25 protein-coding genes are annotated in these 26369 nt (G+C 69.4%); 9 read left to right on the forward strand and 16 right to left on the reverse strand.

All coding sequences use genetic code 11. From position 1 onward, the window contains the following. Window positions 1–13: 13 nt before the first annotated feature. The gene (locus tag LI334_RS10840) at window positions 14–451 is read right to left on the reverse strand and encodes a GtrA family protein (RefSeq protein ID WP_227260843.1); all 438 of its coding nucleotides are present in this window, start codon (window positions 449–451) and stop codon (window positions 14–16) included. A 104-nt stretch (window positions 452–555) separates the two neighbouring features. Between LI334_RS10840 and LI334_RS10845 the strand changes: the two genes are divergently transcribed. Next, window positions 556–1197: a DsbA family oxidoreductase gene (locus tag LI334_RS10845; RefSeq protein WP_227260844.1), complete on the forward strand. Its 642-nt coding sequence runs from the start codon at window positions 556–558 to the stop codon at window positions 1195–1197. Here LI334_RS10845 and LI334_RS10850 read toward each other — a convergent pair whose 3' ends face one another. Then, the gene (locus tag LI334_RS10850) at window positions 1198–1545 is read right to left on the reverse strand and encodes a thioredoxin family protein (protein WP_227260845.1); all 348 of its coding nucleotides are present in this window, start codon (window positions 1543–1545) and stop codon (window positions 1198–1200) included. 164 nt (window positions 1546–1709) lie between these two features. Next, window positions 1710–1916: a cold-shock protein gene (locus LI334_RS10855; protein ID WP_227260846.1), complete on the reverse strand. Its 207-nt coding sequence runs from the start codon at window positions 1914–1916 to the stop codon at window positions 1710–1712. Window positions 1917–2299: 383 nt separating this feature from the next. On the opposite strand from LI334_RS10855, the gene LI334_RS10860 reads away from it, so the two are divergent. Continuing rightward, a complete protein-coding gene (locus LI334_RS10860) occupies window positions 2300–3538 on the forward strand; it encodes an MFS transporter (protein WP_227260847.1) in 1239 nt (412 codons plus the stop codon). Here LI334_RS10860 and LI334_RS10865 read toward each other — a convergent pair. After that, the gene (locus LI334_RS10865; RefSeq protein ID WP_227260848.1) at window positions 3535–4296 is read right to left on the reverse strand and encodes an NAD+ synthase; all 762 of its coding nucleotides are present in this window, start codon (window positions 4294–4296) and stop codon (window positions 3535–3537) included. The genes LI334_RS10860 and LI334_RS10865 overlap by 4 nt on opposite strands. 126 nt (window positions 4297–4422) lie before the next feature. Between LI334_RS10865 and mutS the strand changes: the two genes are divergently transcribed. Beyond that, window positions 4423–7002: a DNA mismatch repair protein MutS gene (mutS, locus tag LI334_RS10870; RefSeq protein ID WP_227260849.1), complete on the forward strand. Its 2580-nt coding sequence runs from the start codon at window positions 4423–4425 to the stop codon at window positions 7000–7002. Here the strand turns inward: mutS and nucS are convergent. Together nucS and LI334_RS10880 are read right to left on the reverse strand one after the other, a co-directional pair. Further along, complete coding sequence (gene nucS / locus LI334_RS10875) at window positions 6999–7700, reverse strand: endonuclease NucS (RefSeq protein ID WP_227260850.1); 702 nt, start codon at window positions 7698–7700, stop codon at window positions 6999–7001. The two genes, mutS and nucS, sit on opposite strands and share 4 nt — an antisense overlap. Window positions 7701–7730: 30 nt before the next feature. Next, on the reverse strand, window positions 7731–8021 hold the full coding sequence (locus tag LI334_RS10880) for an FmdB family zinc ribbon protein (protein WP_227260851.1): 291 nt from the start codon (window positions 8019–8021) through the stop codon (window positions 7731–7733). A 78-nt stretch (window positions 8022–8099) separates the two neighbouring features. Between LI334_RS10880 and LI334_RS10885 the strand changes: the two genes are divergently transcribed. Genes LI334_RS10885 through LI334_RS10895 form a run of 3 tightly spaced genes read left to right on the forward strand, consistent with a single transcriptional unit; the run spans window position 8100 to window position 11371 of the window. Further along, window positions 8100–8906 (forward strand): alpha/beta fold hydrolase, encoded by an 807-nt coding sequence (locus tag LI334_RS10885; protein WP_227260852.1) that lies wholly within the window; start codon window positions 8100–8102, stop codon window positions 8904–8906. A gap of 32 nt (window positions 8907–8938) precedes the next feature. Continuing rightward, the gene (locus LI334_RS10890; protein ID WP_227260853.1) at window positions 8939–9958 is read left to right on the forward strand and encodes an AIR synthase family protein; all 1020 of its coding nucleotides are present in this window, start codon (window positions 8939–8941) and stop codon (window positions 9956–9958) included. A 24-nt stretch (window positions 9959–9982) separates the two neighbouring features. Then, window positions 9983–11371: a dihydrolipoyl dehydrogenase family protein gene (locus LI334_RS10895; RefSeq protein WP_227260854.1), complete on the forward strand. Its 1389-nt coding sequence runs from the start codon at window positions 9983–9985 to the stop codon at window positions 11369–11371. Window positions 11372–11488: 117 nt separating this feature from the next. Here the strand turns inward: LI334_RS10895 and ubaA are convergent, their stop codons facing one another. The 8 genes from ubaA to LI334_RS10935 are packed head-to-tail and all read right to left on the reverse strand — an operon-like array spanning window position 11489 to window position 21077. After that, window positions 11489–12304, reverse strand: a complete 816-nt coding sequence (gene ubaA / locus LI334_RS10900) for an SAMP-activating enzyme E1 (protein ID WP_227260855.1) — start codon at window positions 12302–12304, stop codon at window positions 11489–11491. A gap of 30 nt (window positions 12305–12334) precedes the next feature. Continuing rightward, window positions 12335–13315, reverse strand: coding sequence for a PLP-dependent cysteine synthase family protein (locus LI334_RS10905; RefSeq protein ID WP_227260856.1), 981 nt, complete (start codon window positions 13313–13315; stop codon window positions 12335–12337). Window positions 13316–13340: 25 nt separating this feature from the next. Then, window positions 13341–14648: an outer membrane protein assembly factor BamB family protein gene (locus tag LI334_RS10910; RefSeq protein ID WP_227260857.1), complete on the reverse strand. Its 1308-nt coding sequence runs from the start codon at window positions 14646–14648 to the stop codon at window positions 13341–13343. Between the two features lie 41 nt (window positions 14649–14689). Then, the gene (locus LI334_RS10915) at window positions 14690–17752 is read right to left on the reverse strand and encodes an FAD-binding and (Fe-S)-binding domain-containing protein (protein WP_227260858.1); all 3063 of its coding nucleotides are present in this window, start codon (window positions 17750–17752) and stop codon (window positions 14690–14692) included. Window positions 17753–17803: 51 nt separating this feature from the next. Beyond that, window positions 17804–19033, reverse strand: a complete 1230-nt coding sequence (locus LI334_RS10920) for a CaiB/BaiF CoA transferase family protein (RefSeq protein ID WP_227260859.1) — start codon at window positions 19031–19033, stop codon at window positions 17804–17806. A gap of 38 nt (window positions 19034–19071) precedes the next feature. Further along, window positions 19072–19896 carry a fumarylacetoacetate hydrolase family protein gene (locus LI334_RS10925; protein WP_227260860.1) on the reverse strand — a complete coding sequence of 275 codons (825 nt, stop codon included), beginning with the start codon at window positions 19894–19896 and terminating at the stop codon, window positions 19072–19074. Further along, entirely contained in the window at window positions 19893–20237 is a 345-nt protein-coding gene (locus LI334_RS10930; protein ID WP_227260861.1) for a cupin domain-containing protein, read from the reverse strand. Before LI334_RS10930 ends, LI334_RS10925 begins: the two co-directional genes overlap by 4 nt. Window positions 20238–20285: 48 nt before the next feature. Next, a complete protein-coding gene (locus LI334_RS10935; protein ID WP_227260862.1) occupies window positions 20286–21077 on the reverse strand; it encodes an SDR family oxidoreductase in 792 nt (263 codons plus the stop codon). A gap of 98 nt (window positions 21078–21175) precedes the next feature. Here LI334_RS10935 and lhgO point away from each other — a divergent pair, with 98 nt between their 5' ends. Continuing rightward, window positions 21176–22378: an L-2-hydroxyglutarate oxidase gene (lhgO, locus tag LI334_RS10940; RefSeq protein WP_227260863.1), complete on the forward strand. Its 1203-nt coding sequence runs from the start codon at window positions 21176–21178 to the stop codon at window positions 22376–22378. Between the two features lie 33 nt (window positions 22379–22411). Further along, window positions 22412–23431, forward strand: a complete 1020-nt coding sequence (locus tag LI334_RS10945) for a mannonate dehydratase (protein ID WP_227260864.1) — start codon at window positions 22412–22414, stop codon at window positions 23429–23431. 14 nt (window positions 23432–23445) lie between these two features. Here LI334_RS10945 and LI334_RS10950 read toward each other — a convergent pair whose 3' ends face one another. Both LI334_RS10950 and LI334_RS10955 read right to left on the reverse strand, forming a co-directional pair. Further along, the gene (locus LI334_RS10950; RefSeq protein ID WP_227260865.1) at window positions 23446–24657 is read right to left on the reverse strand and encodes a mandelate racemase/muconate lactonizing enzyme family protein; all 1212 of its coding nucleotides are present in this window, start codon (window positions 24655–24657) and stop codon (window positions 23446–23448) included. Continuing rightward, window positions 24654–25760, reverse strand: a complete 1107-nt coding sequence (locus LI334_RS10955; protein WP_227260866.1) for a mandelate racemase/muconate lactonizing enzyme family protein — start codon at window positions 25758–25760, stop codon at window positions 24654–24656. Before LI334_RS10955 ends, LI334_RS10950 begins: the two co-directional genes overlap by 4 nt. 108 nt (window positions 25761–25868) lie before the next feature. Here LI334_RS10955 and LI334_RS10960 point away from each other — a divergent pair, with 108 nt between their 5' ends. After that, window positions 25869–26318, forward strand: coding sequence for a universal stress protein (locus tag LI334_RS10960; RefSeq protein WP_227260867.1), 450 nt, complete (start codon window positions 25869–25871; stop codon window positions 26316–26318). Window positions 26319–26369: the final 51 nt, after the last annotated feature.

The raw sequence follows: 26369 nt of genomic DNA on the forward strand, positions 1-26369 counted from the left end.
GGTTAGGTGTTTCTCACGCGATGCGTTCGCTCCCCCAGTAGTTCCAGACGCCGCCGACGCCGGTGGCGGCGAGGCCGGAGAGCCAGGCGGGGAGCGCGAGCGCCAGGCCGACGGTGAGGAAGCCGGCGTAGATGACGTAGCCGACGGCGTAGACGCCGACGTAGTGGGGGACGCGTTCGAGCGCGCCGCCGTCGAAGTCGAACGTCACGAGGCGGTTGAGGCCGTACGTCCAGAGGACGCCCGCGAGGAACGCGGCGAGCGCGGGCAGGAGGATGCCGTCGCCGTCCGCGAGCGCGAGGAGGACGAGGAGGTTGACGAGCGCGCCGGTCGCGCCCACCCCGCCGAACTCCGCGACGCGAACCGCTCGCTCGGGCGCGACGTACTCGGCGAGGAACGTCCCGCGAACGGCGGACGCGAGTGCGGTCTCGATGCGCTCCATTCGTGTCCTCACGCTTGCGACTCGTTTCGGTTAAATGTTTTGTGGTGGTGTGAGTGGTTCCCAGAGTCCCGTGCCGCCACCGCGTCCCTTTTCGGCTACCGGAGAGTAGTCGGGGTATGAGCGACATCGTTCCCGAGGACACCCTCGCGGTGTACTCCGACTTCGTCTGCCCGTTCTGCTACCTCGGCCGTGCGAGCCTCCAGCAGTACCTTGATCAGTCCGACGACCCGCCCGCCGTCGAGTGGCGCTTTTTCGACCTCCGCGGGTACAAGCGCGGGCCCGACGGCGACATCGACGACAGCGTCGAGGACGGGAAGGACGAGGACTACTTCGCGAACGTGAAGGACAACGTCGAACGCCTCAAGGAGGAGTACGACGCGGACGAGATGCTCGGCCTCGACGAGGTGCCGGACGTGGACTCATGGGACGCCCAGCAGGCCGCGCTCTACGTGAAACAGTCCTACGACGACGAGACCTTCAAGGAGTTCTACAACGCGCTCTTCGACACGCACTGGGTGGACGGCCGCCCCATCGACGACCCGGACGTGCTCGCGGACGTAGCCGAATCGGTCGGCGTGGACGGCGACGAAATCCGGGACGCCATCACGGACGAGACGCTCGAAGCCGAACTCGAAGACCGGTTCGAGGACGCCACCGACGTCGGCATCACCGGCATCCCCACGTTCGTCTACGACGACCACGCCGCCCGCGGCTCCGTCCCACCCGAACAGCTCGACCGCCTCGTCAACGGCCGCTAACTACTCGACGCGCTCCGCGGAACTGTTCTCGGTGACGAACTCGACGACCGCTTCCGTCCCCTGGAAGCCCTCGGCCAATCGGCCGACGACCTCGCCGTCCTCGAAGAGGAGGAGGGTCGGGACGCTCCGGATGTTGTACTCGTCCACGAGGTCGAGGTCGGTCTGAGGGTTGCACATCGCGACGGTCGCGGTGGTGGCGCGCGCGACGTTCCCGACGATGGGTTCGATGGACTGACAGAGCGTACAGCCCTTCGTGTAGAAGTCCACGAGCACCACGTCCTCTGACGCGACGAGCGCGTCGAGGTCGCCGCCCGTCTCCAGCTGTCGGGGTTTCTCGGTGAGAGACATACTCGTTCTTGGAGGCGAACGCGTTTAGGCGGCGCGCCCCCGGGGCCGTTCACCGGCTTCCGAACCACCCTCTGTGAGAGAGCGGTTCGCCGGAGAGCGGTGGCTCAGGCGTAAAATAACGGGAAAATCTGGAGTGCTGTCCGTCGCTCTCGCGACAGGAAGTGTTACTGGCGAACGACGTTCGCCGCGCGCGGGCCCTTGGGGGAGGACTCGATGTCGAATTCGACGTCCTGACCCTCTTCGAGGTCCGGGCCGCCGACGTCCTCCATGTGGAAGAACACGTCTTCGCCGTCGTCGAGGTCGCCGTCGTCAGTCGAGATGAAACCGTAGCCGCCTGTGTCGTTGAAGAAGTCAACGGTACCGATTGCCATTACAACCAAACAGTAGGCCGCCCCCCGGATAACACTTCCGAGAGTCAAGGTACCACGACTCCCTACGAGACGTTTGTCCACCCGAGACCGTGGTGGCGCGTTCCTGAAACCACCAAGCACTTACCGGTCGTCGCTGAACGCCCGGTGATGGTTCGACGGCCGCGGCCGGTCTACGACCCTCGTTCTCCCCCCGCCGCGCGGGCGGCCCGATAGCCGCAGCACTCGGGTTCGCCACGCTCCCCGCTACCGACCGGGAGTCGCAGTTCTCGCCGTCTACCGCACGAAATGCAGACACACGCCGCGTCCCCCCGGGACGCACCGGACAGCGCACCGCTCGCTAGCCACAGCCACGCTCGCCGTTCGCGAACGCGGGGTGGTGGGTCGTGACCGACTCCGTCTGGCGGAACCGGAGTTTCCGCCGGTTCTTCGCCGGCCAGTTCGTGACGAACGCCGGGGACAGCCTCTACACCGTCGCGGTGCTCTGGCTGGCGTTCGAACTCACCGGCTCCACGGGAGTGACTGGCGCGCTGAACGCGATTCTCCTCCTGCCGTGGCTCCTCCAGATACTCGCGGGGCCGCTCGTCGACCGCCTCCCGCTGAAGGGCGTGCTCGTCGGCGCGCAACTCGCGCAGGGCGTCGTCGTGCTCGCGCTCCCCGTCGCCGCCGCGACCGGCGTCCTCGGCGTCGAGGTGCTGTTCGCGGTCGCGCCATTGTTGATGCTGGCGTCGCTCGCGATGGCACCGATGGAGACCGCCGTCCTCCCGCGAATCGTCGAGGACGGCCGGCTCTCGGCGGCGAACTCGGCGCTCGCCACCGTGACGCTCGGTCTCGACATGGTGTTCGACGCCGTCGGGGGCGCGCTCGTCGCGACCGTCGGCGCGACCGCGCTGTTCCTCGCGGACGCGGGGACGTTCGCGCTCGCCGCCGTCCTGTTCGCCGGCGTCGGCCTCGACGCGCCCGAATCGCGCGATGAGAACCCGTCCGTCCGCCAGGTTCTCGGGTCGTACCGCGCCGACCTCCGGGAGGGCGTCGAGATTCTTCGCGGAACGGTGTTCGTCGAACTCGTCCTCACCACCGCCGTCGCGAACTTCACCACGGGAGTGACGCTCGCGGTGCTGCCGGCGTTCGGCGCGTCGCTCGGCGGCCCCCTGTACTACGGCCTGCTGCTGGGCGCGCTCGGCGTCGGCCGCCTCCTCGGGTCGCTCGCCGGGCCGTACGTCGAGGGCGTGCCGTTCGGCCGCCTCCTGGTCGCGCACGGCGTCGGCGCGGCCTGCTGGCTCGCCGCCGTGCTCGCGCCGTCCCCCGCGCTCACCGTCGCCCTGTTCTGTCTCGCGTGGGTGCCCGTCGGCGCGAGCGGCGTGGTGTCCTCGACGCTGAACCAGCGCGTCTTCCCCACCGAGGCGCTCGGCCGGGTGTCCGCGACGAAGGGCACGGCGTCGGGCGCGACGCTCCCGCTCGGCTCCCTGCTGGGCGGTCTCCTGGGCGACCTCGCGGGGGTTCGGGCGACCATGGCGCTCGCCGCGTCCGGGTTCGCGTTCACCGCCGCCTACGTCCTCCTGCGCCCGCGACTCCGCCGCCTCCCGCCGGTTCGGGACGCGGAGCCGAGCGACTTCGGCCTCTAGAGGCCGGGCGTCGGCGGCCGCCGGCGCTTGTGCTCCGTGGAGTCGTGGAGGGAGACGAAGCGCTCGACGAGGTCGCGCTCGATACCGGTGTCGGCGACGATTTCCGGGACGGTGAGTTCGTGGTCGAGGTAGCGCCGGAGCACGGCGTCGATAGTCTCGTAGGACGCGCCCAGTTCGCCCTCGTCGGTCTGGCCCTCCCAGAGCTCCGCTGTCGGCTGTTTCTCCACGAACGTCTCGGGGAGGCCGACGTACTCCGCGAACTCGTAGAGGTCGGTCTTGTAGAGGTCGGCGAAGGGAGCCACGTCCACTCCACCGTCGCCGTGCTTCGTGAAGTAGCCGAGTTCGTACTCGGAGCGGTTGTCCGCGCCGAGCACGAGGAAGTCCCGGGCGTTCGCGGCCTCGTAGCAGTACGTCATCCGGACGCGCGCTCGGACGTTCCCGACCGTCTTCTCGTCGAAGTCGCCGGGGAGTCCCTCGCGGACGGACGCGACCGCGGGCTGGATGTCGTCTTCCTCGTATGGGACGGAGAGCGACTCGCAGAGCTCGCGGGCGTCCCGCATGTTCGCCGCGGAACTCGGCGCGCCCGGGAGGACGAGTCCGAGGACGTTCTCGGGGCCGACGGCGTCCGCGGCGACCCGCGCGCCGAGCGCGGAGTCCAGGCCGCCGCTGACGCCGAGCACGTAGCCCTCGGCGTTCGCGTCGTCCAGGCGCTCGCGGAGGAACTCGTGGATGCGGGCTTCGGCGCGCGCGTAGTCCATACGCGGCGTCTCGGCCGCCGGACAGTTAACGGGTGCGGCGGTCGTCGGTTGCGCGTCGGTGTCTCTGGGGCGGAAAACCGCGTGAGTGCGACGACTATTTCCGGCAGAACCCCCTGAATCTGGGGTATGACTGAGGCGCTCGGCGCTCCCGAGAAGATGGCGGAGCGCCGCGAGGAACTGACGCCGATGCTCTCTCAGTACCTCGACCTCTGCGAGCGCTACGACGACGCGCTCGTCCTCTTCCAGGTCGGGGACTTCTACGAGACGTTCTGCGAGGCCGCCGAGGAGGCCGCTCGCGTGCTCGAAATCACGCTCACCGCCCGCGAGGACTCCACGGGCACCTATCCGATGGCGGGCATCCCCATCGACAACGCCGAACCGTACATCGAGACCCTCCTCGAATCCGGCTACCGGGTCGCGGTCGCCGACCAGGTGGAGGACGCGGACGCGACGAACAGCCTGGTCGAGCGCGCGGTCACCCGTATCGTCACGCCCGGTACCGTGACGGAGGACGAACTCCTCGGGGGCGACGAGAACAACTTCGTCGCCGCGCTCACCGGCGGGGACTCCTACGGGCTCGCGTTCCTCGACGTGTCCACCGGCGACTTCGTCGCGACGAGCGCGGACTCGCGCCAGCAGGTCAGGGACGAACTCGGGCGGTTTGCGCCCGCGGAGGCCGTGGTGGAACCGGGCGTTGACGCCGAGTTGTTCGGCGCGGACTGCATGGTGACGCGGTTCCGCGAGGACGCGTTCGACGCCGCGAGCGCGCGCGAGAAGCTCGACGCGTACTTCGGCGCGCCCGAGCGACGGCTCGCGGGCGACAGCGAGATTCGGGCGTGCGGCGCGCTCCTCTCGTACGCCGAGTACACGCGCGCCGGCCAGCAGGACACCCTGGAGTACCTGAACCACCTGACGCGCTACGACCCCCGCGACTACATGGTGCTCGACGCCGTCGCCCTGCGGAGCCTCGAACTGTTCGAACCGCGGAGCGTCCACGGCCGCGAGGGGACGACGCTGGTGGACGTGCTGGACGAGACCTCGTGTGCGCTCGGCCGCCGGAAACTCACGGACTGGCTACGCCGCCCGCTCGTGGACAGAGACCGTATCGACGCCCGGTTGGACGGCGTGGAGGAACTCCGCGGCGACCTCCGGACGCGCGAGGAGCTCGCGGAGGCCCTGCGGGACGTGTACGACATCGAACGCCTGATTTCGCGGGTGTCCCGGGGGCGCGCGAACGCCCGCGACCTCCGCTCCCTGGAGACGACGCTGGACGTGATTCCCGACCTCCGCGAGTTGCTCGTGGACGCCGACTCGGGGAAGCTACGCGACCTCCGCGCGCGCCTCCAGGACCTCTCGGACGTGCGCGAGGAAATCGGGAGCGCCATCGTGGACGACCCGCCCCAGGAACTCACCGAGGGCGGCGTCATCCGGGACGGCTACGACGAGACGCTGGACGAGTTACGGGAGACGGAGCGCGAGGGCAAGCAGTGGATTCGCGACCTCGAAGCCGCGGAGAAAGAGCGGACGGGCGTCGAGTCGCTGAAGGTCGGGCACAACAGCGTGCACGGCTACTACATCGAGGTGACGAAGGCGAACACGGAACACGTCCCCGAGAACTACGAGCGCCGCCAGACCCTGAAGAACGCAGAGCGGTACGTGACGCCCAAACTCAAGGCCCGGGAGGACGAAATCGTGCGCGCCGAGGGCCGGGCGGACGACCGCGAGTACGAGCTGTTCGTCGGGGTGCGGGAGTCGGTCGCGGCCGAGGCCGAGCGCGTGCAGGACGTGGCGGCCGCGGTCGCGGAACTCGACGCGCTCTGCTCGCTCGCGACCGTCGCGGCGGAGTACGACTACGCGCGCCCGGAGATGCGGGAGGCGGGCGCGCCCATCGACATCGAGGGCGGCCGTCACCCGGTCGTGGAGCGCACCGAGGAGGGGTTCGTGCCGAACGGCGTCCACCTCGGCGGCGACGAGCGCGTCGCGGTCATCACCGGTCCGAACATGAGCGGGAAATCCACGTACATGCGGCAGGTCGCGCTCGTCTGCGTGCTCGCGCAGGTCGGGAGTTTCGTGCCCGCGGAGTCCGCGGAACTCGGCGTGCTGAACCGCGTGTTCACGCGCGTCGGCGCGAGCGACGACATCGCGGGCGGCCGCTCGACGTTCATGGTGGAGATGACGGAGCTCGCGGACATCCTCCGGGACGCCGACGACGGGTCGCTCGTGCTCCTCGACGAGGTCGGGCGGGGGACGAGCACGGCGGACGGCCTCGCCATCGCGCGCGCCATCACGGAGTACATCCACGACGAGACGGACGCGTTGACGCTGTTCGCGACGCACCACCACGAACTCACCGACCTCGCGGACGACCTCGGGGAGGCGGTGAACCTCCACTTCCCCGCGACCCAGACCGGCGACGGCGTGGCGTTCCGGCACGACGTGGCGTACGGCGCGGCGACCGCGTCCTACGGCATCGAGGTGGCGAAGGCCGCGGGCGTGCCGGACGACGTGGTGCGGCGCGCGCGAGAACTCGTGGAGCGCGAACGCGAGCGGAACGCGGTCGAGGGCGCGACCAGCGGGGGCGCGCAGGAGGCCGACGGCGGGAGCGCGCCGAGCGACATCGAGGACGCGCTCCGGGACGTGGACCTGGCGCAGACGACGCCGCTCGAAGCGATGACCGTCCTGCAGGAACTGAAGCGCCGGCTCTAGGGGGTGAGCGGGACGAAGTCGTGGCCGGCCTCCGCGAGCAGGTGGCGGGCGCGGTCGGTGACGGATGGCGCGACGAGCACGCCCCGCACGGCCGCGTCCGCGTGCAGGTCGCGGGCGAGCGCGTCGACGTATCGGTCGAGTTGGCTGGCGGCGTCGGGGCCGACCCGGCGGCGTTTCAGTTCCACGACCACGCGGGTGCCGTCGGCGTCCTCGCCGTAGATATCGACGGGGCCGGCGGCGGTGTCGCGTTCGGTCGCGAGCGGGCGAAAGCCCTCCGAAATCAGGTCGGGGTCGGCGAGCACGCGCTCGCGGAGGTCGTCTTCGGTGCCGGAGACTTCGGCGTCGGCGTCGTCCAGCGGGAGGAGCGAGACGTGAGAAACGTGAGTGAATCGGCAGTCGAGGGTTTCGCCGTCGCGTTCACCGTGGAGACGGAGTTCGTCGTCCTCGACGGAGACGGAGAGGGTTGCGCCGGGCGCGAGCCAGTTCACGGGCTGGTGGCCGGTGGCGGCGTGCGCGAGCAGGGTGCCGTCGGGCTTGTGGAGGACGTGCCGGCGGCCGACGGGGAGCGTGCTGGTGGCGCGGCCGTCGTACGCGAGTTCGCACGCGCCGTACAGCGCGACGGCGCGGTCGTCCGCGTCCCGGAGGGCGTCGGCGGCCTCCGCGGGCGAGGGGTCGGCGAGGAACGCCGCGTCTGACATACGCGAAGCGTGGGCGTGCGGGGGTTTACGCTATTCGACGCGCGCGCCGCACCGCGGGCAGTACGTCGCGGCGGTGAGCACGGGGTGGAGGGGTTTCACCTGGAACTCGTAGCCGCAGTCGGAGCACGCGTAGGTGGGGGCCCGGCGAATCCAGACGGAGCGGCCGCCGACCGACTTCTGTCGAACGTCGTCGGACTCGACGAGCGCGCGGAGCGCGCGCTTCACGGCGTCCCGGGTGCGGTCGAGGCGGGACGCCACTTCCTCGGTGGTGTACGGTTCGAGCGGCGTCATCGCGTCCCGCACGGCGTCGGCGTCGGTCACGGCGGAGACTGCGTGGCGAGCGCGGATAACGGTTCGCCGACACCCACCTATATACATTATAATAATTAAAGAATTAGTATGTCACGTGATGGCGCGCCACTGTACACGCACCGACCCGAAACCGTCTCGACCGACCGCGGGAGCGGGGACGCCGTCGTGTTCGCGCACGGCACCCTGATGGATCGCACGATGTTCGCGCCCCAGATAGAGGCGTTCGCGGACGACTACCGAACCGTCGCGTTCGACCTGCGCGCGCGAACCGACCGGTACGCGGACGACTACGACCTCGACGACCTCGTCGCGGACACCGAGCGGTTCCTCGACGCGAAAGGCATCGACTCCTGCGTCCTCGCCGGCATGTCCATGGGCGGGTTCATGGGGTTGAAGTTCGCGCTCACCCACCCCGACCGCCTCGACGGCCTCGTCCTCGTGGACTCGATGGCGAAACCGCACTCGCCCGCAGACCGCGAACGCCACCGGGAGACCGTGGACGCGCTCGAAGGCCTTCCGACCCTTCCCGAGGAGGCCGCGCGACCCGTCACGCACGAACTGTTCGGGGAGACGACGCGCGAGGAGCGGGCCGACCTCGTGGACGACTGGGTGGCGCGCTGGACGACCTACCCGGGGGACGCCGTGAAGGGCGAAGTGTACTCGTGGCTCGACCGCGACGACCTCCGCGACGACGTAGCGGCTATCGACGCGCCCGTGCTCGCGGTGCACGGCGAGGAGGACGCCACCCTCGGCATCGAGGAAGCCAGAGAGTCCTATCGGGGGATTCCCGACCTGACGTTCGAGCCGATTCCGGAGGCGGGCCACTCCTCGAACTGCGAGAACCCCGCTGCGGTGAACGCCGCGCTCGACGGCTTCCTCGACCGCGTCTACTGAGGGTTCTTAATCCCGGACGCGCTCGACTCGGTATGGATCACGGGAAGGCGAGTCGCGAGTTCTTCGACCGGCACGTCGCGCCGAACCTCGGCGCGGAGCGCGACGACGTGCTGCTGGGGCCGACGCACGGCGCTGACTTCGGCGCGCTCGACCTCGGCGACCGCGTACTCGCGCTCGCGAGCGACCCCCTGTTCGTGCTCGGCGACCTCGGCGTGCGGGACGCGGCGTGGTTCGCGTTCCACATCGCTGTCTCCGACGTGGCGCTCTCCGGACTGCCCCCGACGCACCTCGCGGTGGACTGGAACCTCCCGCTCGACGCCGACCCCGCGTTCGTCGGCGAGGTGTTCTCCGTGTTCGACGCGGAGGCCCGCGACCTCGGCGCGAGCATCGTCACCGGCCACACGGGCGCGTACGAGGACTGTTCGTTCCCGACCGTCGGCGGCGCGACGGCGCTCGCGCTCGGCGACCACAGCGACCTCGTCCTCCCGACGGGCGCGACCCCGGGCGACCGCGTCGTCGTCACCAAAGGCCCCGCCATCGAGACGGTGGGCGTCGTCGCGAGCGTGTTCGGCGACCGGCTCGACCTCCCCGAAGAGACCGTGAATCGGGCGCGCGACCGCCTCCGGGACGCCTCGCCGGTTCGGGACGCGCTCGCCGCCGCGGCGACGGGCGAGGTGACGGCGATGCACGACGCGACGGAGCGCGGCCTGGCGAACGGCCTGCACGAACTCGCCGCCGCGAGCGGCGTCGGCGTCGACATCGCCCGGGACGCAGTACCAGTCTCGCCGGGCGTGCGCGAGGTCTGCGACGCCCTGGGTATCGACCCGTGGACGGCGTCGAGTTCCGGGACGGTGGTGCTCGCCGCGCGCGACAGCATGCCCGTCGTGGACGCGCTCGCCGACGAGGGGATTCCCGCCGCCGACGCGGGGCGCGTGACCGAATCGGGCGTCCGCGTGGACGGCAGTCCGCTCCCCGAACCTGACTCCGACCCCTTCTGGCCGGCGTACGCCGACCTCCGGAACCGCGACGACCGCCGCGGGCCGAACGCCTAACTTCGCCGCCGCCGTTTTCGGCGTATGCCCCACGTAGTCGTCATCGGTGCGTACGGGAGCGCCGGCGTCGCGGCGGCGGAGACGCTCGCGGACTCCGACTTCGAGGTGACGCTGGTCGACGACGGCGACCCCGGCGGCGGCCTCTGCATCCTCCGCGGGTGCATGCCGTCGAAGGAACTGCTCTCCGTCGCTGAGCACGCGCATCAGGCGCGCCACGACCACCGAATCGAGGGCGCGGACGCGCTCTCCGTCGACCTCGCGGACACGGTCGAGACGAAGAACGACCGCGTGCTCGGGTTCGCGGAGCACCGGCGGAACGCCGTGCACGACCTCGCGGAGCGCGAGAACGTGACGTTCGTCCACGACACCGCGCGCATCGTCGGCGAGCACGAGGTCGAAATCGGCGGCGACACCGTCGAAGCGGACTACGTCGTCGTCGCCACCGGCTCTAGCCTGAACGTCCCCGCCGTCCCGGGTATCGAGGACGTGGACTGGATGGGGAGCCGGGACGTGCTCGACGCGACCGCGTTCCCGGACTCCGGGGTGGTGATGGGGTTCGGGTACGTCGGCGTCGAACTCGTCCCCTACCTCACTGAGGCCGCGGGGATGGACATCACGGTCATCGAGCACGACGCGCGGCCGCTCGACCGCGCGGACGACCGCATCGGTGACGAACTCCTCGACCTCTACCGCGAGGAGTTCGACGTGACCGTGGAGACGGGCGTGATGGAGACCGCCGTGGAGGAGCGGGACGACGGCGGCGTGCGGTTGTTCCTCGACGACGGCAGTCACGTGGACGCAGACCAGTTGTTCTGCTTCACGGGCCGCGCGCCGAACACCGACGGCGTCGGCCTGGAGAACGCCGGTATCGATGCCACCGGGGAGTGGGTGGCGGACACGATGCAGTCGCGGGACGCGCCGTGGGTGTTCGCGGCGGGAGACGTGCTCGGCGAGCGCATGATACTCCACATGGCGAAAGAAGAGGGGTATCTCGCGGGCGAGAACGTCCTGCGGCATCACGCGGGCGAGTCGCTGGAGTCGTACGACCCGATTCCGCACTACGTGATGTTCGCGGGCGCGGGCGTCTACCCGTACGCGTCCGTCGGGTACACCGTCGAGGAGGCCGAATCCCGAGGCTACGAGGACGTGGTGACGGCGTCGCGGGCGGCGAGCAGCGACGGCATCTTCAAGTCGAAGCAGGTGCCGTGGGGCCGGGCGAAGCTCGTCGTCGCCGCGGATGGAACCGTCCTCGGCTACCACGGACTCCACCACCACGCGGACGTGATGGCGAAGACGCTCCAGGTCGTCGTGGAGAACGGGCTGGACGTGCGCGACCTCCCCGACCGCGCGTACCACCCGACGACGCCCGAGATTCTGGACGGCCTGTTCCGGGACGCGAAGTCACAGCTGTAGGCGTGCTGGGGGCGTTCAGGCGACGCGTCCGCGTCCGTGCGCGGCGCGCCGCCGTTCCGAAGTAGCCCGCGCACGGCCCGAGTCAGGGCACGCCGGCCGCTGGCCGCGGCTTCCTACTTAAACTCTGCAGCCGTCGGCGTACTCGACCTCGCGCACGCTCTCGATTTCGGGGTGGTCGCCGCAGACGGGACAGTCGGGGTTCTTCTCGAAGTCGATTTCCTCGAAAGTGGTGTCGGCGGCGTCGTAGAAGAGGAGGCGGCCGTCGAGCAGGTCGCCGTGGTCGAGCAGGCTCTTCACGGCCTCGGTCGCCTGAATGCATCCGACGGTGCCGGGGAGGACGCCGAGCACGCCCGCGGTCGCGCAGTCCGGAACCGTTCCCTCGGGCGGGGCTTCGGGGAACAGACACCGATAGCAGGGGGAGTCGTCGGTCGTGTCGAACGTGACGACCTGGCCCTCGAAGCGGTAGATTGCGCCGTGGCTGAACGGGACGGCTTCGAGCTTGCAGGCGTCGTTCACGAGGTAGCGGGTGGCGAAGTTGTCCGAGCAGTCCACGACGAAGTCGCGGTCGGCGACGAGGTCGTGGGCGTTCTCGACGGTGAGGCGGGCGTGGTGGGTTTCGACCGAGATGTCGGGGTTGAGGGACTGGACGTAGTCGCGGGCGCTCTCGACCTTCGGCGTGCCGATGTCGCTGTCCGCGTGAATCACCTGGCGCTGGAGGTTCGAGCGCTCGACGGCGTCGTCGTCCACGATGGCGAGGTGGCCGACGCCGGCGGCGGCGAGGTACTGAATCACGGGCGCGCCCAGGCCGCCCGCGCCGACCACGAGCACGTTCGCGTCGAGGAGGCGTCGCTGTCCCTCGGGGCCCACGTCGTCCATGATGATGTGCCGGGAGTACCGGTCGAGCTGGGTGGGGTCGAGGTCGAGGCCGCTCATACCCGGGTTTGTCGGCGGGCGGCCTAACGACTATCGGTGGCAGAACCGGCCCCAGGGCGGGAGCGTCCGGTAGCGGTCGCCGCGGTCGGGGAGCGGGACGACCACGGTGTCGTCGGACGCGAAGCGGCCGCGGCGGTCGAGTTCGTGGACGGCGGCGACGGCCCCGCCGGCGGACGCGCCGACGAGGAAGTCGCCGTCGACCCGGAGGCGGTCACGGACGACGGATTCGTCGTACCGGCCGGTGTCGCGGATGTCGATGGTTCGGTCGGCGTAGCGGCCGCGGAGGCGGTGGGCGTGCGCGTACGCCTCGCGGGTGGAGACGTCGAGTCGGTCGTCGAGCACGGACTCGTCGTATATTTCGGGTTTCTCGAACCGGCTCCCGCGCACGTATTTCAGGCCGTCGATGGCGTGGTAGGGTTTCCGGGGTTCGTACCCGATGATTTCGACGCCGTCGGGCGAGAGCGCGCGGCCGACGCCGGTGATGGTGCCGCCGGAGCCGACGCCGGCGACGAAGTGCGTCACCTCGCCGTCGGTCTGCGCGCGGAGTTCGGGGCCGGTGCCGGTCTCGTGCGCGCGGGGGTTCGCGGGGTTCGCGTACTGGTCGGGCCGATAGTAGTCATCAGAATCGAGCAGGCGCTCGGCTTTCGCGAGCATCCCTTCGTACGTTTCCGCGAGGTGGACGGTGCCGCCGGCGTCCCGGATGGCGTCGAGTTTCGTCCGGCTCGTCCCCTCGTAGCTCACGATTTCCACGTCGTATCCCCGCGAGACGCCGACGCGGGTGAGCGCGAGCCCGGTGTTTCCACTGGATGGTTCGAGGATCGTCCGGTCGCCGATTTCGCCCCGGGCTTCGGCGGCGTCGAGCATCGACACGGCGATTCGGGACTTCACGCTCCCGCCGCCGTACGGCTGGTCGTGGAAGTTCAGCCACTCGACCTTCCCGTACACCGTCGGCGCTACGTCGAGGTCGAGGACGACGAGCGGCGTGTCGCCGACCGCGGACTCCGCGCGCATACCCCTGGCTGGGTGCGCGGGGAGATTAAGCGTCGGGGCCGGACGCGAGCGCGAGGAGCGTGCCGTCTCGGAGCGCGGCGTATAGGAAGTCGCCCGCGAGAACGAGTCTGACGGCGGGCGCGGGGAGCGTGCGTCGCCAGCGCTCGCCGTCGCCGTCGACGGCGACGAGAACCGGTCGTTTCGGGGAGTCGTCCGCGGGCGCGGGGTTGCCGTCGAGCGCGGCGTACACGACGCCGTCGGCGGTGACCGGCGGGGCCGCCCCGCCGCCGAGTCCGGGGTAGTGCTCCGACCAGCGCGGTTCGCCGGTTCGTGGGTCGTACGCCCGTATCGTCGCGTCGCGCGCCGAATACCGCACGTCGTTTTGGACGGCGGTGTCGGTGGTTCGATGCGTGACGGCGTACACCGCCTGGGGGGTGACGGCGGGAGGGAGACACCGCGACCCGACGACGTGCTGCCAGCGCTCGGTGCCGTCGGCGGCGTACGCGGTGAGCGTCCCGTCGTTCTCGGACTCGAACCGACCGAACCGGGAGACGGGGACGAACGCGGTGTCGTCGCGCGCGGCGGGCGTGAACGCGAGGCGGCCCGAGACGTGGTCCGCCCACAGGGTGTTCGGCGGACTGCCGAGGAGTCTGTCGAGGATGCCGTGGGCGCGGGAGAGCCGGGTGACGCGGCGAACCGGCCGCGTGATGTAGACGCTGTCCGCGGTGACGGCGGGCGCGAACGCGAACCCGGACTTCTCGACGGTCCAGTGCACGGTGCCCGCGTCGGCGTCGAGCGCGAACAGGCGGGTGGTGTCGGCGACGAACACGTCGCCGTTCGCGACGAGCGGCGGCGTGAGCAGGCCCCAGTCGGGCGACACCGACCACTCCGGGGTGGTGTCGGGGAGGCGGTAGGTCGCGAGCGTCGCGCCGCGCTCGCGAGTCCAGCGGGTGGCGTAGGCGGTTTCGTCGTGGACGGCGAGGCCGTAGACGGGGTCGACGGGGTCGTGTGTCCAGCGGTGCGCGCCGGTATGTGCGTCGTAGCAGTCGAGCATCTCCCCGCCGACGAGCAGCTGTCCGTCGGCGACGACGGGGTTCGGGGTGCGCGCGTACTGGGGGTAGGGCGCGGTGTACTCGGTGCGCCACGCGACTTCGGGCGGGTCCGTCGGCGGGGTCGCGTGGGGATTGTGGCTCGTGTGTCCGGGGTCGTGTCCGGCCATCGGCCAGCCGGCGGCGTCCACGCTCGGTGTGAGCGTGTCGGGCGCGGTGGCGGCACAGCCGGCGAGCGCGGCGGACGCGCCGACTCCAGCGGCGGCGAGGAGGCGACGGCGGGAGGTGGAGGGCGTCTCGACCATACGCCGAATGGACACGTGACGGGAAAATAAGGGTTCGGTGGTCAGGCGTCGAGCGCGTCCGCGAGCGCCTCGACGGGCGTCCGGGGGTCGTCGGGGGCGTCGGGGAGGTCGTGGAGCTGGGTGCGGCAGGACGCGCCGGGCGCGACGACCTCGTCCACGTCGGTCGCGGACACCTGGTCTTCGAGGAGTTCGCCGATGGCCATGCTCATCGAGTGGTGTTCGGCCTCGTAGCCGAAGGAGCCGGCCATCCCGCAGCAGCCGGAGTCGAGGGCGTTCACGCGGTAGCCGGCGCGGCGGAGCACGCCGACGGCGTGGTGGTCTTTCTTCGTGGATTTCTGGTGGCAGTGGCCGTGGTAGGCGAGGCTGCCGTCGCCCGCGAGGTCGAGTGCCTCGTCGAGGCGGTGGCGGTCGAGGTATTCGAGGACGCCGTACGCGTGCGTGCTGACGCGCTCCATCTCGGGGCCGTCGAGGAGGTCGCGGTAGTCGGACTGGAGCATGACGGCGTCCGACGGTTCGACGAGCACGATATCCTTCCCGGCTTCGACGGCGGGCGCGAGGTCGTCGACGGTGGCTTCGGCGCGCTCCCGGGAGCGGTCGAGGAAGCCCTTCGAGAAGGCGGGGCGGCCCACGTCGGTGCGGTCGGCGACGGAGACGTGGACGCCCGCGGCCTCCAGCACCCGAACGGCGGCCTTCGCGGGGGCGGGCGTGCAGTAGTTCGAGTACGTGTCCGCCACCAGGACGACCGCGTGGTCGGCGTCGGCTTCGGGCACTCGGCTGCCGCCCCGTGACCCGAACCAGTCCTGGAAGGTCTCCCGCGTGAAGGAGGGGAGCGTGCGCGATTTGGAGATGCCGAGGACGCGTTCGCCGATTTCGCGCGCGCCCGGGAGTTTCGTCGCGAGGTTCGAGACGGGCGCGGTGGCGCTCCCGAGTTTGCAGAAGGTGTCGATGTTCGCGAACAGTTTCGAGCGGACGCTCGCGCCCTCGCGCTGGTGGTGTTCGTGCGTGAGTTCGGCCTTCATCTTCGCCATGTCCACCTCGCTCGGGCAGTCGCGCGAGCAGCCCTTGCAGCCGATGCAGAGGTCGAGGACTTCGGTGACGAACTCCTCTGAGAACTGTTCGTCCTCGGGGAGGTCGCCGCTCATCGCCTGCCGGAGGAGGTTCGCGCGCCCCCGGGTGGCCTGGATTTCCTCGTCTGCGGCGCGGTACGTCGGGCACATCACGCCGCCCGTGGTGTCCTGGCTACCACGACAACCGCCGCAGCCGTGGCAGAGTTCGGCCATCCCCTGGAAGCCGTTCTCGTTCTCCCAGGAGAGCGTCGGCTCGAAGCCCGCGTCGAACTCGTAGTCCGCGCCGTACCGGAGGTTCTCCGTCATCGACACGGCGGTCGCGCGCTCGGGGAGCCCGGCGGACTCGGCGCTCGCGGGGTCGTCGAACCCGCACACCTGTCCGGGGTTGAGCAGCCAGTCGGGGTCGAACGCTGACTTGAGGTCGCGGAACGCGCGCCAGAGGCGGTCGCCGTACAGTTTCTTGTTCCACTGGGTGCGCGCGCGGCCGTCGCCGTGCTCGCCGGAGACGCTCCCCCCGTACTCGACGACGAGGTCGGTGACGGCGTCCGAAATCGACTCCATCGTCTCCGCGCCGTCGATGGCTTTCGTGTTGACGAGCGGGCGGACGTGGAGGACGCCGGGGCCGGCGTGCGCGTAGAAGGACGCGAACGTGTCGTGCGCTTCGAGCACGTCCTGGAAGTCCTGGACGTACTCGGGGAGGCGCTCGGGCGGAACGGCGCAGTCCTCGATGAAGGAGATGTGTTTCTCGTCGGAGGTCCGGGAGAGCAGAATCGGCATCCCGGCCTTCCGCATCTTCCAGAACCGGCTTCGCTGTTCCTCGTCGTGGGCTTCCATCGCGTGCGTCGCGAAGACGGGCGCGTCGGCGGTCGCGCGGTCGGCGGTCGCGTCGAACTCGGTGTCGGTGCCGGGCGCGCGGTCGGCGACGACGTCGGCGACCTGCTGTTTGCCGTGGTCGTCGCTGTCGGCGTAGAACTCCACGAGCAGCGCGGAGCCGGTGCCCTCTGGGAGCATCCCGACCACGTCCGCGAACTCCTCGGTGTCGGCGGCGAGGTCGAGGAGCACGTCGTCCACGAGTTCGACGGCCGCGGGGTCGTGTTCGAGCATCGGCGCGACGTCCGAGACGGCGTCAACGAGGTCGTCGTACGCGAACAGCGCCACGGCCTTCGTCTCCGGGACCGGTTCGAGGGAGACGGTCGCCTCCGTGATGACGCCCAGAGTTCCCTCGCTTCCGGCCAGGAGCGCGGCGACGTTCACGACGCCGCCGTCAGGGTCGGCGTCCCGGAACGCGTAGTCGAGGTTGTACCCGGAGACGTTCCGCTTCATGTCCGGGTACCGGGCGTCGATTTCCTCGCCGTCCTCGTCGAGGAGGCGTTCGAGTTCGGCGTAGATTCGGGCTTCGCGGTCGCCGTCGGGGTCGGCGCGCTCTCGGAGTTCCGCGACGGAGACCTGGCCGAACGTGGTTCGCGTGCCGTCCGCGAGCACGACCTCCAGGGACTCGACGTAAGCGTCCGTCTTCCCGTAGACGAGCGAGTGCGACCCCGAGGAGTTGTTCCCGATCGCGCCGCCGAGCGCGGACTTATCGCCCCACGCGGGGTCGGGCGCGAACTTCAGGCCGTGCTCGGCGAGCTGGGCGTTGAGGTCGCCGAGTTTGATGCCGGGCTGTGCGGTGACGCGGCGGTCGTCGGGAGAGACCGACCGCACGGCGTCCATGTACCGGGAGAAGTCGAGGACGACAGCCTCGTTCACGGTCTGGCCGGCGAGGCTCGTGCCGCCGCCCCGCGGGAGGACGGGCACGCCGTGGTCGGCGCAGTAGGAGACGGTCGCCTCCACGTCCGCGGCGCTCTCCGGGAAGACGACGCCGATGGGCGTGACCTCGTACGCGCTCGCGTCGGTCGCGTACAGCTGGCGGGTGTAGGTGTCGAAGCGGACGTCGCCCTCGACGACGCGGGAGAGCGCGTCCACGAGGTCGGGGCGCTCCACGTCCTCGCTCGCGTAGTCGTACGCCGCCCGGGAGTCGGCGGCGGGGTCGATTGCCATACGCCACCCTTGCACGTCGGGGGGTGTAAAGCCGGACGGTCGCGGCAGGCGTCAGTCGAACGCGCCGGCGTCCCGGAGTTCCGCGAGTTCCGCTTCGGTGAAGCCGTACTCCGCGAGCACGTCGTCGGTGTGTTCGCCGAGGCGGGGCGGGTACTGGCGGATGCTCGTGGGCGTCCGGGAGAAGTGCATCGGACTGCCCGGCATCTCGACCTCGCCCGCGGTCGGGTGGGGCACCGACTGATGCATGCCGCGTGCCTCGACCTGCGGGTTCTCGAAGACGGCTTCCATGTCCTTCACGTCGCTCGCGGGCACGTCGTGCTCCCGGAGGGCGTCGAGGGCGTCCGCGGTTTCGAGCGCCGCGAACTCCTCGTCGAGGATGGCGTCGAGTTCCTCGCGGTTCTCGACGCGGTCGGCGTTCTGCGCGAACCGGGGGTCGTCCGCGAGGTCGGAGCGCCCGATGGCGTCGCAGAAGCGCGGCCAGATGTGTTCGCTCGCGCACGCGACGACCACGTAGCCGTCCGCAGTCTCGAACGCCTGGTACGGCGCGATGGTCGGGTGCTTGGAGCCCATTCGGCCGGGCGACTCGCCGGTCGCGAAGTAGTTCGACGCCATGTAGGACATCCACGCGACCTGGCCGTCGAGCAGGCTCACGTCTATCTTCTGTCCCGTGCCGTCCCCGAGTTCGCGCTCCAGGAGCGCGGCGAGGATGGCCTGCGCGGCGTACATGCCCGCGCCGATGTCCGCGATGGCGACGCCGACGCGGACGGGCGCGCCGCCCTCCTCGCCCGTGATGGACATCATCCCGCCCTCCGCCTGCATCATGATGTCGTACGCGGGCCGGTCTTTCTGCGGCCCCCACTCGCCGTACCCGGAGAGCCCGCAGTAGACGAGTTCGGGGTTGTCCTCGCGGAGGTCGTCGTAGCCGAGCCCCCAGTCCTCCATCGCGCCGACGCGGAAGTTCTCCACGACCACGTCCGCCTCGGCGGCGAGGTCGCGGAACACCTCGCGGCCCTCCTCGCTCTGGAGGTCGAGCGTGACGGAGCGCTTGTTCCGGTTCACGCTCATGTAGTACGCGGACTCCTCCGCGTCGCCGTACCGCGGCGGGTGCCAGCCGCGGGTCTGGTCGCCCGTTCCCGGGCGTTCTATCTTCACGACGTCCGCGCCGAGGTCGCCGAGTTGCATCGTGCAGAACGGTCCGACGAGCACGCGCGACGCGTCGAGCACGGTCACGCCGTCCAGCGGCCCGGTCTCGCCGCTCGCGTGTTCGGCTTCGCCAGTCATACGCGGGAGAAGGGGGGTCGGAACGAAGAAGGTGTGGATTACTGTCGGACGACGTCGGTTTCGAGGTCGGTGATGGGTTCGACCTCGGCGCGCGCGGTGTCGCCGTCCTCGATGACGCCCGCACCCGGGGTGCCCGTGCTGATTATGTCGCCGGGCTGGAACGTGGTGGACTGAGAGAGGTAATTGAGGAGTTCCGGCGGCTTGAACAGCATCCCGTCGAGGGTGTTCTCGGAGACGACCTCGTCGTTCACGACGGTGCGAACGGCGACCTGGTCGAAGAACTCCTCGACGTTCTCGGGGACGGCGATGTAGGGGCCGGCGACGAGGAACGTGTCGAAGGACTTCGCGCGCGTGAGGAAGCGCGGGTTGCGTTCGAGGATGTCCTCGGAGGTCATGTCGATGATGGGGACGAACCCGGCGACGACGCTCTCGAAGTCGTCCTCGGGGACGTTCGAGCACGTGCGGCCGAGCACGACGCCGAGTTCGGCTTCCGCGGTGACGCGGTCGGTTACGTCCGCGGGCGGGAGGCGAATCGGCGTGTCGGGGCCGGCGGCGACCGACGGCGGCTTGATGAAGCTCGCGGGCTCCTCGGGACGCACCTCGTCGAGGTCTTCGGCGTGATCGGCGTAGTTCAGGCCGATACCCCAGAGTTTGCCGGGCTGGTCGAGCGGGAAGCCGAACGCGAGGTCGGCCGCGGCGACGCGTTCGGCGGTGGCGTCCGCGGGACTCGGAAGCCCGTCGGGTGCCTGCGCGAGCGCGTCCTCGACGGTTTCGAGCGCGGGGTCGGCCGCGTTCAGCGGGACGAACCCGTCGTCGTCGCCGAGCAGGGGCGTGCCGTCCGCGGCGCGTGCGATGTACTTCATTGGCGGTCAGTCCAGAAGTCGAAGCTCCGGCCCGGCGCGAACACGTCGAGGCCGACGGCGCGCTCGTCGCCCGTGTTCTCCACGCGGTGTTCCTCCCAGGAGTCGAGGTGGACGGAGTCGTACTCGTGGAGGGTGACGGAGTCGTCCTCCGTGTAGATGGTGAGTTCGCCTTCGAGGCAGACGCACACCTGTTCGTTCTCGTGGTCGTGCATCGGGGAACTGTGGCCCGCGGGCTTCTCGAACCACTCGAACGTGAACTTATCACTGCCGGCGAGGGCCTTCCGGCCCCATCCTTCGTCGGGTTCGTACGTCTCCGCGTCGTCGAAGTCGACTGGCTCCATGCGAAACCCAACCCGGGGCCGAGATAAGTAGATGACGGAACCCGTAATCTAGAGGTTCGAACTGCCCGCGCCGCCGTCGATGGGCACCGCCGTGCCGTTGATGTAGCCGGACTTCGGCGAGGAGAGGAAGGCGACGGTGTCACCGAGTTCCATCGGGTCGCCGATGCGGCCGAGCGGGTTGCCCTTCCCGCGCTCTTCGAGGCCGTGCTCGTAGGAGTCGTACTCGCCGCGCTCGACGCCCTGCTCGATGAGGTCCTGGATACGGCTGGTCTCGTGGGGGCCGGGGAGGACGGCGTTCGCGCGCACCTCGGGCGCGAGTTCCGTGGACAGCGTCTTTTCGAGGCCGATGACGCTCATGCGGACGGAGTTCGAGAGGACGAGCGACGGGATGGCTTCCTTCACGCTCCGGGACGTGATGTTGACGATGGTGCCGCCGTCGCCTGCCTGGAGGTGTTCGGTGGCCTCCCGGACGGTGCGGACGACGCTCATGACGAGGAGGTCGTAGGCGTCGTACCAGTCCTCGTCGGTGGTGTCGAGGAAGGGGCCGGACGGCGGGCCGCCGGCGGACGTGACGAGGTGGTCGAGGCCGCCGAACTCGTCAACCGTCGTCTGCACGAGGTTCTCGATGTCCGCCTTCTCGGTGAGGTCGGCCTTCACGCCGACCACGTCACCGGTCGCGACCTCCTCGACCGCCGCGACGCCCTCCTCGACGGATTCGTCGCTGCGGCCGTTCACGACGACGTTCGCCCCCTCGCGGGCGAGCGCCTTCGCGGAAGCCTGGCCGAGACCGCTACTGGATGCCGTTACGAGCGCCGCGTTCCCCTCGATATCGAGGTCCATACGCACAGCATAGCCTCCCGGGACTTAGGTATTGAGAAGTCGCGCTAACTCTGCCGGAAAACGGTACACCAAAACCCGGGGCGGAGAAGACCTACGTGATGACGACACACGACGTGGCAATCGTCGGCGGCGGCTGTGTCGGGCTGTCGGTCGCGAAGCACCTCGCGGAACGCACCGACCTCGACGTCGCCGTCCTGGAGAAGGAGTACCACCTCGCGGAACACCAGTCCGGCCGGAACTCGGGCGTCCTCCACCCCGGGTTCAACTATCCGCCCGAGTCCGAGAAGGCGCGGTTCGCGACCGAGGGAACGCGGCGGATGAAGGAGTACTGCGCGGAGCACGACATCCCCTGCGAGGAACTCGGCGTGCTCGTCGTCGCGACGGACGACAGCGAGGAAGCCCGGCTCGGCGAACTCGCGGAGCAGGCGGAGGCGAACGGCGTCGAGTACGAGATGCTCGACTCCCAGGAGGAGATTCAGGAGTACGAGCCGCACGCGGTCGGGCAGGCCGCGCTCCGCGCGCCGGAGGCGGCGTCCGTGGACTCCCAGCAGTACGTGTACACGCTCGGCCGCGAAGTCCAGCGCAAAGGCGTGACGCTCTACCTCGGCCACGAAGTGACGGGCGTCCGGGAGACCGGCGACGGCTACCGGCTCGCCACGTCGAACAGCGACATCGACGCGGACGTGCTCGTGAACGCCGCGGGCCTGCACGCGGACACGCTCGCCCACCAGGTCGGCGTCGGCGAGGAGTACCAGGTCGTGCCGTTCCGCGGCGAGTACTACGAGGTCACGCCCGACCGCGCGCACCTCTGTCAGTCGATGATTTACCCGACGCCCGACCCCGACCTCCCCTTCCTCGGCGTGCACTACACGCGGCGCTCCGACGGGAAGGTCATCGTCGGGCCGAACGCCGTGCTCGCGTTCGGCCGCGAGGCCTACGAGAACACGGACTTCGACCTCGCCGACCTGAAGGAAACCCTCACCTACGACGGGTTCTGGAAACTCATCGCCGACCCGATGATGATTCGGGTGGCGTGGGACGAGCTCAACAAGTCCTACCGGAAGGAGAAGTTCGCGGAGGCGTCCCAGAAGCTCGTGCCCGAGGTTCGCGAGCGCGACCTGAACAAGAGCTACGCGGGCATCCGCGCCCAGCTCCTGAGCGAGGACGGCGAGCTCGTGAAAGACCCGCTGTTCGTCGAGACGGACGACGCCGTCCACATCCTGAACGCCGTCTCGCCCGGGTTCACGTCCTCCCTGCCGTTCGGCGACCACATCGCCAGCCTCGTCGAGGAGAAACTCTAGACGTTAAGTACCGACCCGTGGTTTGGGGTGACAATGCCTACGGAGTTCCCCGACGAGATGCGGGTCGCCATCGGCACGTACAAACCCGCGACCGACGATTTCCTGCGGTTCGCCGCGCAACTCGGCGTCGACGACATCCTCCTCACGCCCCACCGCCACCCCGGCTTCGAGTCCGCGCTCCCGCTCGGCGAAGCGTGGAGCGAGGACGCGCTCGCGGAACTGAAGTCGCGCGCGAACGGCGCTGACCTCCGGCTGTACGCGGTGGAGAAGATGCCCGTCCCGCTCTACGAGATTCTGCTCACGGACGACGCCGACGAGCGCGCCGAACTCACGAGCATCATCACGGAGACCATCACGAACATGGGCGCGGCGGGCGTCCCCGTCCTCGGGTACAGCGGCCACCCGCCGGACGGTGCGGTGCGCACCACCCGCGAGCATCCCGTGCGGGGCGGCGCGCTCGCGTCCGCCTACGACGTGGACGACCTCCACGAACTCGACCGCGACGACGACGACGTCGAGCGCGACGTGTCGGAAGACCTGATGTGGGAGCGCTACGAGGCGTTCCTGCACGAGGTCGTGCCGGTCGCGGAGGACGCGGGCGTGACGCTCGGCGTCCACCCGAGCGACCCGCCGGTCGAACAGCTGTTCGGGATTCCCCTCCTGTTCCGGAACCGCGAGAACTTCCAGCGCGCGCTCGACATCCATCCCAGCGACAACCACGGCCTCAAACTCGGGATGGGGTGCTGGTCCGAGATGGGCGAAGACCTCGTGGACGTCATCGAGCACTTCGGCGGCGACCAGATCGTGTACGCGCACTTCCGGGACGTCGTCGGCACGGTTCCGCGGTTCCACGAGACGTTCGTGGACGACCCCGCGGGGAACTTCGACGAGTACGAGGTCGTCGAGGCGCTCGACCGCGTCGGGTTCGGCGGCGTGATGACGCCCGACCACGTCCCCCTGATGGAGGGCGAGTCCGACTGGGAGTTCGGGAGCACGCTCGGGCGCTCCTACACCGTCGGCTACCTCAAGGGAATGCTGAAATCGCTCGAATAGAGAAGGAAGAAGCGTTAGAACGCGGTCGTGCCGTCGAGGACGTGTTCTTCGACGACGGACTCGTCCAGTTCGATGCCGAGACCCGGTTCTTCGGGAACCTCGATGTAGCCGTCCTCGATGAGGTCGCTGCCGGTGTGGAGGTCGTCCCACCAGTCCACTTCGAGCGCGTGGAACTCCAGCACGTCGAAGTTCGGCATCGCGGCGGCGAGGTGGACGCACGCCATCGTGCCGACGGGACTGCAGACGTTGTGCGGCGAGACGGGCATGTAGTTCTCTTCAGCGCGGTCGGCGACCCGCAGGGTCTCCGCGAGGCCGCCGACCGTGGTCGGGTCGGGCGTGAGCACGTCCACGCCGTGGTCGTAGATGAGGTCGGTGAGTTCGAACACCCGGAACCGGTTCTCGCCGGTGGCGACGGGCGTGCGGGTGGCCTTCGTCACCTCGGTCTGGGCGTCCATGTTCTCCGGGGGAACGAGGTCTTCGAGCCACATCAGGTCGAACTCCTCCAGTTCGTACGCGAGGCGTTTCGCGCTCTCGACGGAGTAGTCCCAGTGGCAGTCGAACGCGAGGTCGACCTCGTCGCCGATTTCGTCGCGAACGGCTTCGACGATTTCGCGCTTCTCCCGAATCGCCGTGTTGGAGAGGCGGCCGTTGTAGGGGTCGGGGTCGTTGTCCCGGGGGAGGTCGAGGTCGAACTTCAGCGCGCTGAACCCCATGTCCACGACGCGCCGGGCTTCGGCGGCGTACGCCTCCGGGGAGTACGCGTCGGCCTCGGCGTAGGCGGTCGCGCCGTCCTCGACGGCGTACGCCTCGCCGGCGTGACAGTCGCAGTACATCCGGATTTCGTCGCGGTACTTCGACCCGAGGAGCTGGTAGACCGGGAGGTCGAGGAGTTTCCCGGCCGCGTCCCAGAGCGCCACCTCGATGCCGGACGCGGCAGTGACGACCTTGCCCGTGGTGCCGCCGTGACCGCTCATCTCCTGGAAGATGTAGCGCGTGAGGCGTTCAACGTCGAGCGGGTTCTCGCCGATGAGGAAGCGCTTCGTGTACTCGATTATCTCGGGGACGCCGCCGCCCCGGTACGACTCGCCGATGCCGGTGACGCCGGCGTCGGTCTCGATTTTGACGAGGTTCCACTCGAAGTTCCCCTCGACGACCGCGGTCTTGATGTCCGTGATTTCCACGTCGCGGGCGTCCGCGCGGGTCGTCTGGAGCGAGTAGTCCCTCATAGGCGGTACTCCGCGAGGGCGTCCTTGTCGAGCGGCACGCCGTGGCCGGGCTGGTCGGGGAGCGGAATCATGCCGTCGTCGTCGGGCGCGAGCGGTTCCTCGACCACGTCGTCGAACACCTTCACGTCCATGTCCCGGTAGAAGTACTCGATCCAGAGGCCGTTCTCGATTGCGCCGAGGAGGCTGGCGTGGATGTTCCAGTTGTAGTGGGGGGCGATGGGGACGTCGTAGGCGGACGCGTAGTGCGCTATCTTCAGCCACTCCGTGATGCCGCCGCAGACGGTCACGTCGGGCTGGAGGATGGTCGCCGCGCCGGAGTCCACGAGGTTCGCGAACTGGTGGCGGGTGCCTTCGAGTTCGCCCGTGGCGACCGGGTAGGAGAGCGCGTCGTTCACCTCCGCCATCGTGTCCACGCGGTCGATCATCACGGGTTCCTCGATGAAGTAGGGGTCGTAGGGTTCGAACGCGCGGCACGCGCGCACGGCCTCCGTCGTGTTCGGGTAGACGCCGTTCCCGTCGAGCAGGAGGGTAACGCCGTCGCCGATTTCGTCGCGGACGGCGGCGACGCGGGCTTCCTCTTCCTGCACGGACTTCCGGCCGACCTTCATCTTCACCACGTCGTGGCCCTCGTCGAGGTAGCGCCGCATCTCCGCGCGCAGGCCCTCGTGGCCCTTCTCGTCGCGGTAGTAGCCGCCGCTCCCGTAGGACGGAACCGCGTCGGCGTGTCCGCCGAGGAGCTTGTGGAGGGGTTCGCCCGCCGCCTTGGCTTTCACGTCCCAGAGCGCGATGTCCACGGTGGAGATGGCGCGGAGGAAGAGGCCGTGGCGGCCGATCTGGACGTTCCCGTTGTACATCTCGTGCCAGAGGCGCTCGGTGTCTCGGGGGTCTTCGCCGACGAGCAGTGGTTCGAGGAGGTCGTTGACGGCGTCGGCGATGAGGCCCGCGCCGTCGTAGCCGAGGGAGTACCCGACGCCCTCGTGGCCCTCGTCCGTCCGGACGTACGTGATGGCGTGGTCGCGGTAGGTGAGGGTTCGGTTGGAGAACGATACGGGGGTTTCAAGTGGAATCTGTATCGGGAAGGATTCCACCTCGGTTATCTCCATACGTGGACGCTACTCCCCCCGAGGAAAGAGACGCGTATGCCGGCAATGGTTGCCGGCGGCTGGCGGGGCCACCGAATCTTTATACCGGGCGAGGCGAGTGCACCCTGTATGTACGAAGTGTTGCTGCCGGTCGGGGAGAGCGAATCGCGCGCAAAGCGGGCCGCGGAGGTCGTGACGGACTTCCCGGGGGACGCCGACGAGGTTTCGGTGGTCGTGTTGAACGTGTTCGAAGACTTCGAGGTGTCCGGGGAGGCCGGGCACGTGTCGTCCGACAGCGCGTTCGAGGGCGAGATTACGGACGCACACGAGAACGAGTTCCCGCCGAGCGTCGACGCCGCCGTGGAACACCTGGAGGCCGCGGGCGTCGAGGTATCGAAGCGCCGGGAGGAGGGCGAACCAGAGGAGATCGTGCCGTCCGTCGCGGAGGAACTCGACGTGGACAACATCGTGATGAGCGCTCGCAAGCGCAGTCCCACCGGGAAGCTCCTGTTCGGGAGTACGACCCAGGCGACGATGCTGTCGGTCGACCGTCCGGTGACGGTTATCACCAGCGAGTAACCTACTTAACTATCGTTAACATTCACGTTATTTAGTCCAGTTAGTGCCACT

It is taken from the genome of Salarchaeum japonicum (assembly GCF_020614395.1).
Taxonomy (GTDB): domain Archaea; phylum Halobacteriota; class Halobacteria; order Halobacteriales; family Halobacteriaceae; genus Salarchaeum; species Salarchaeum japonicum.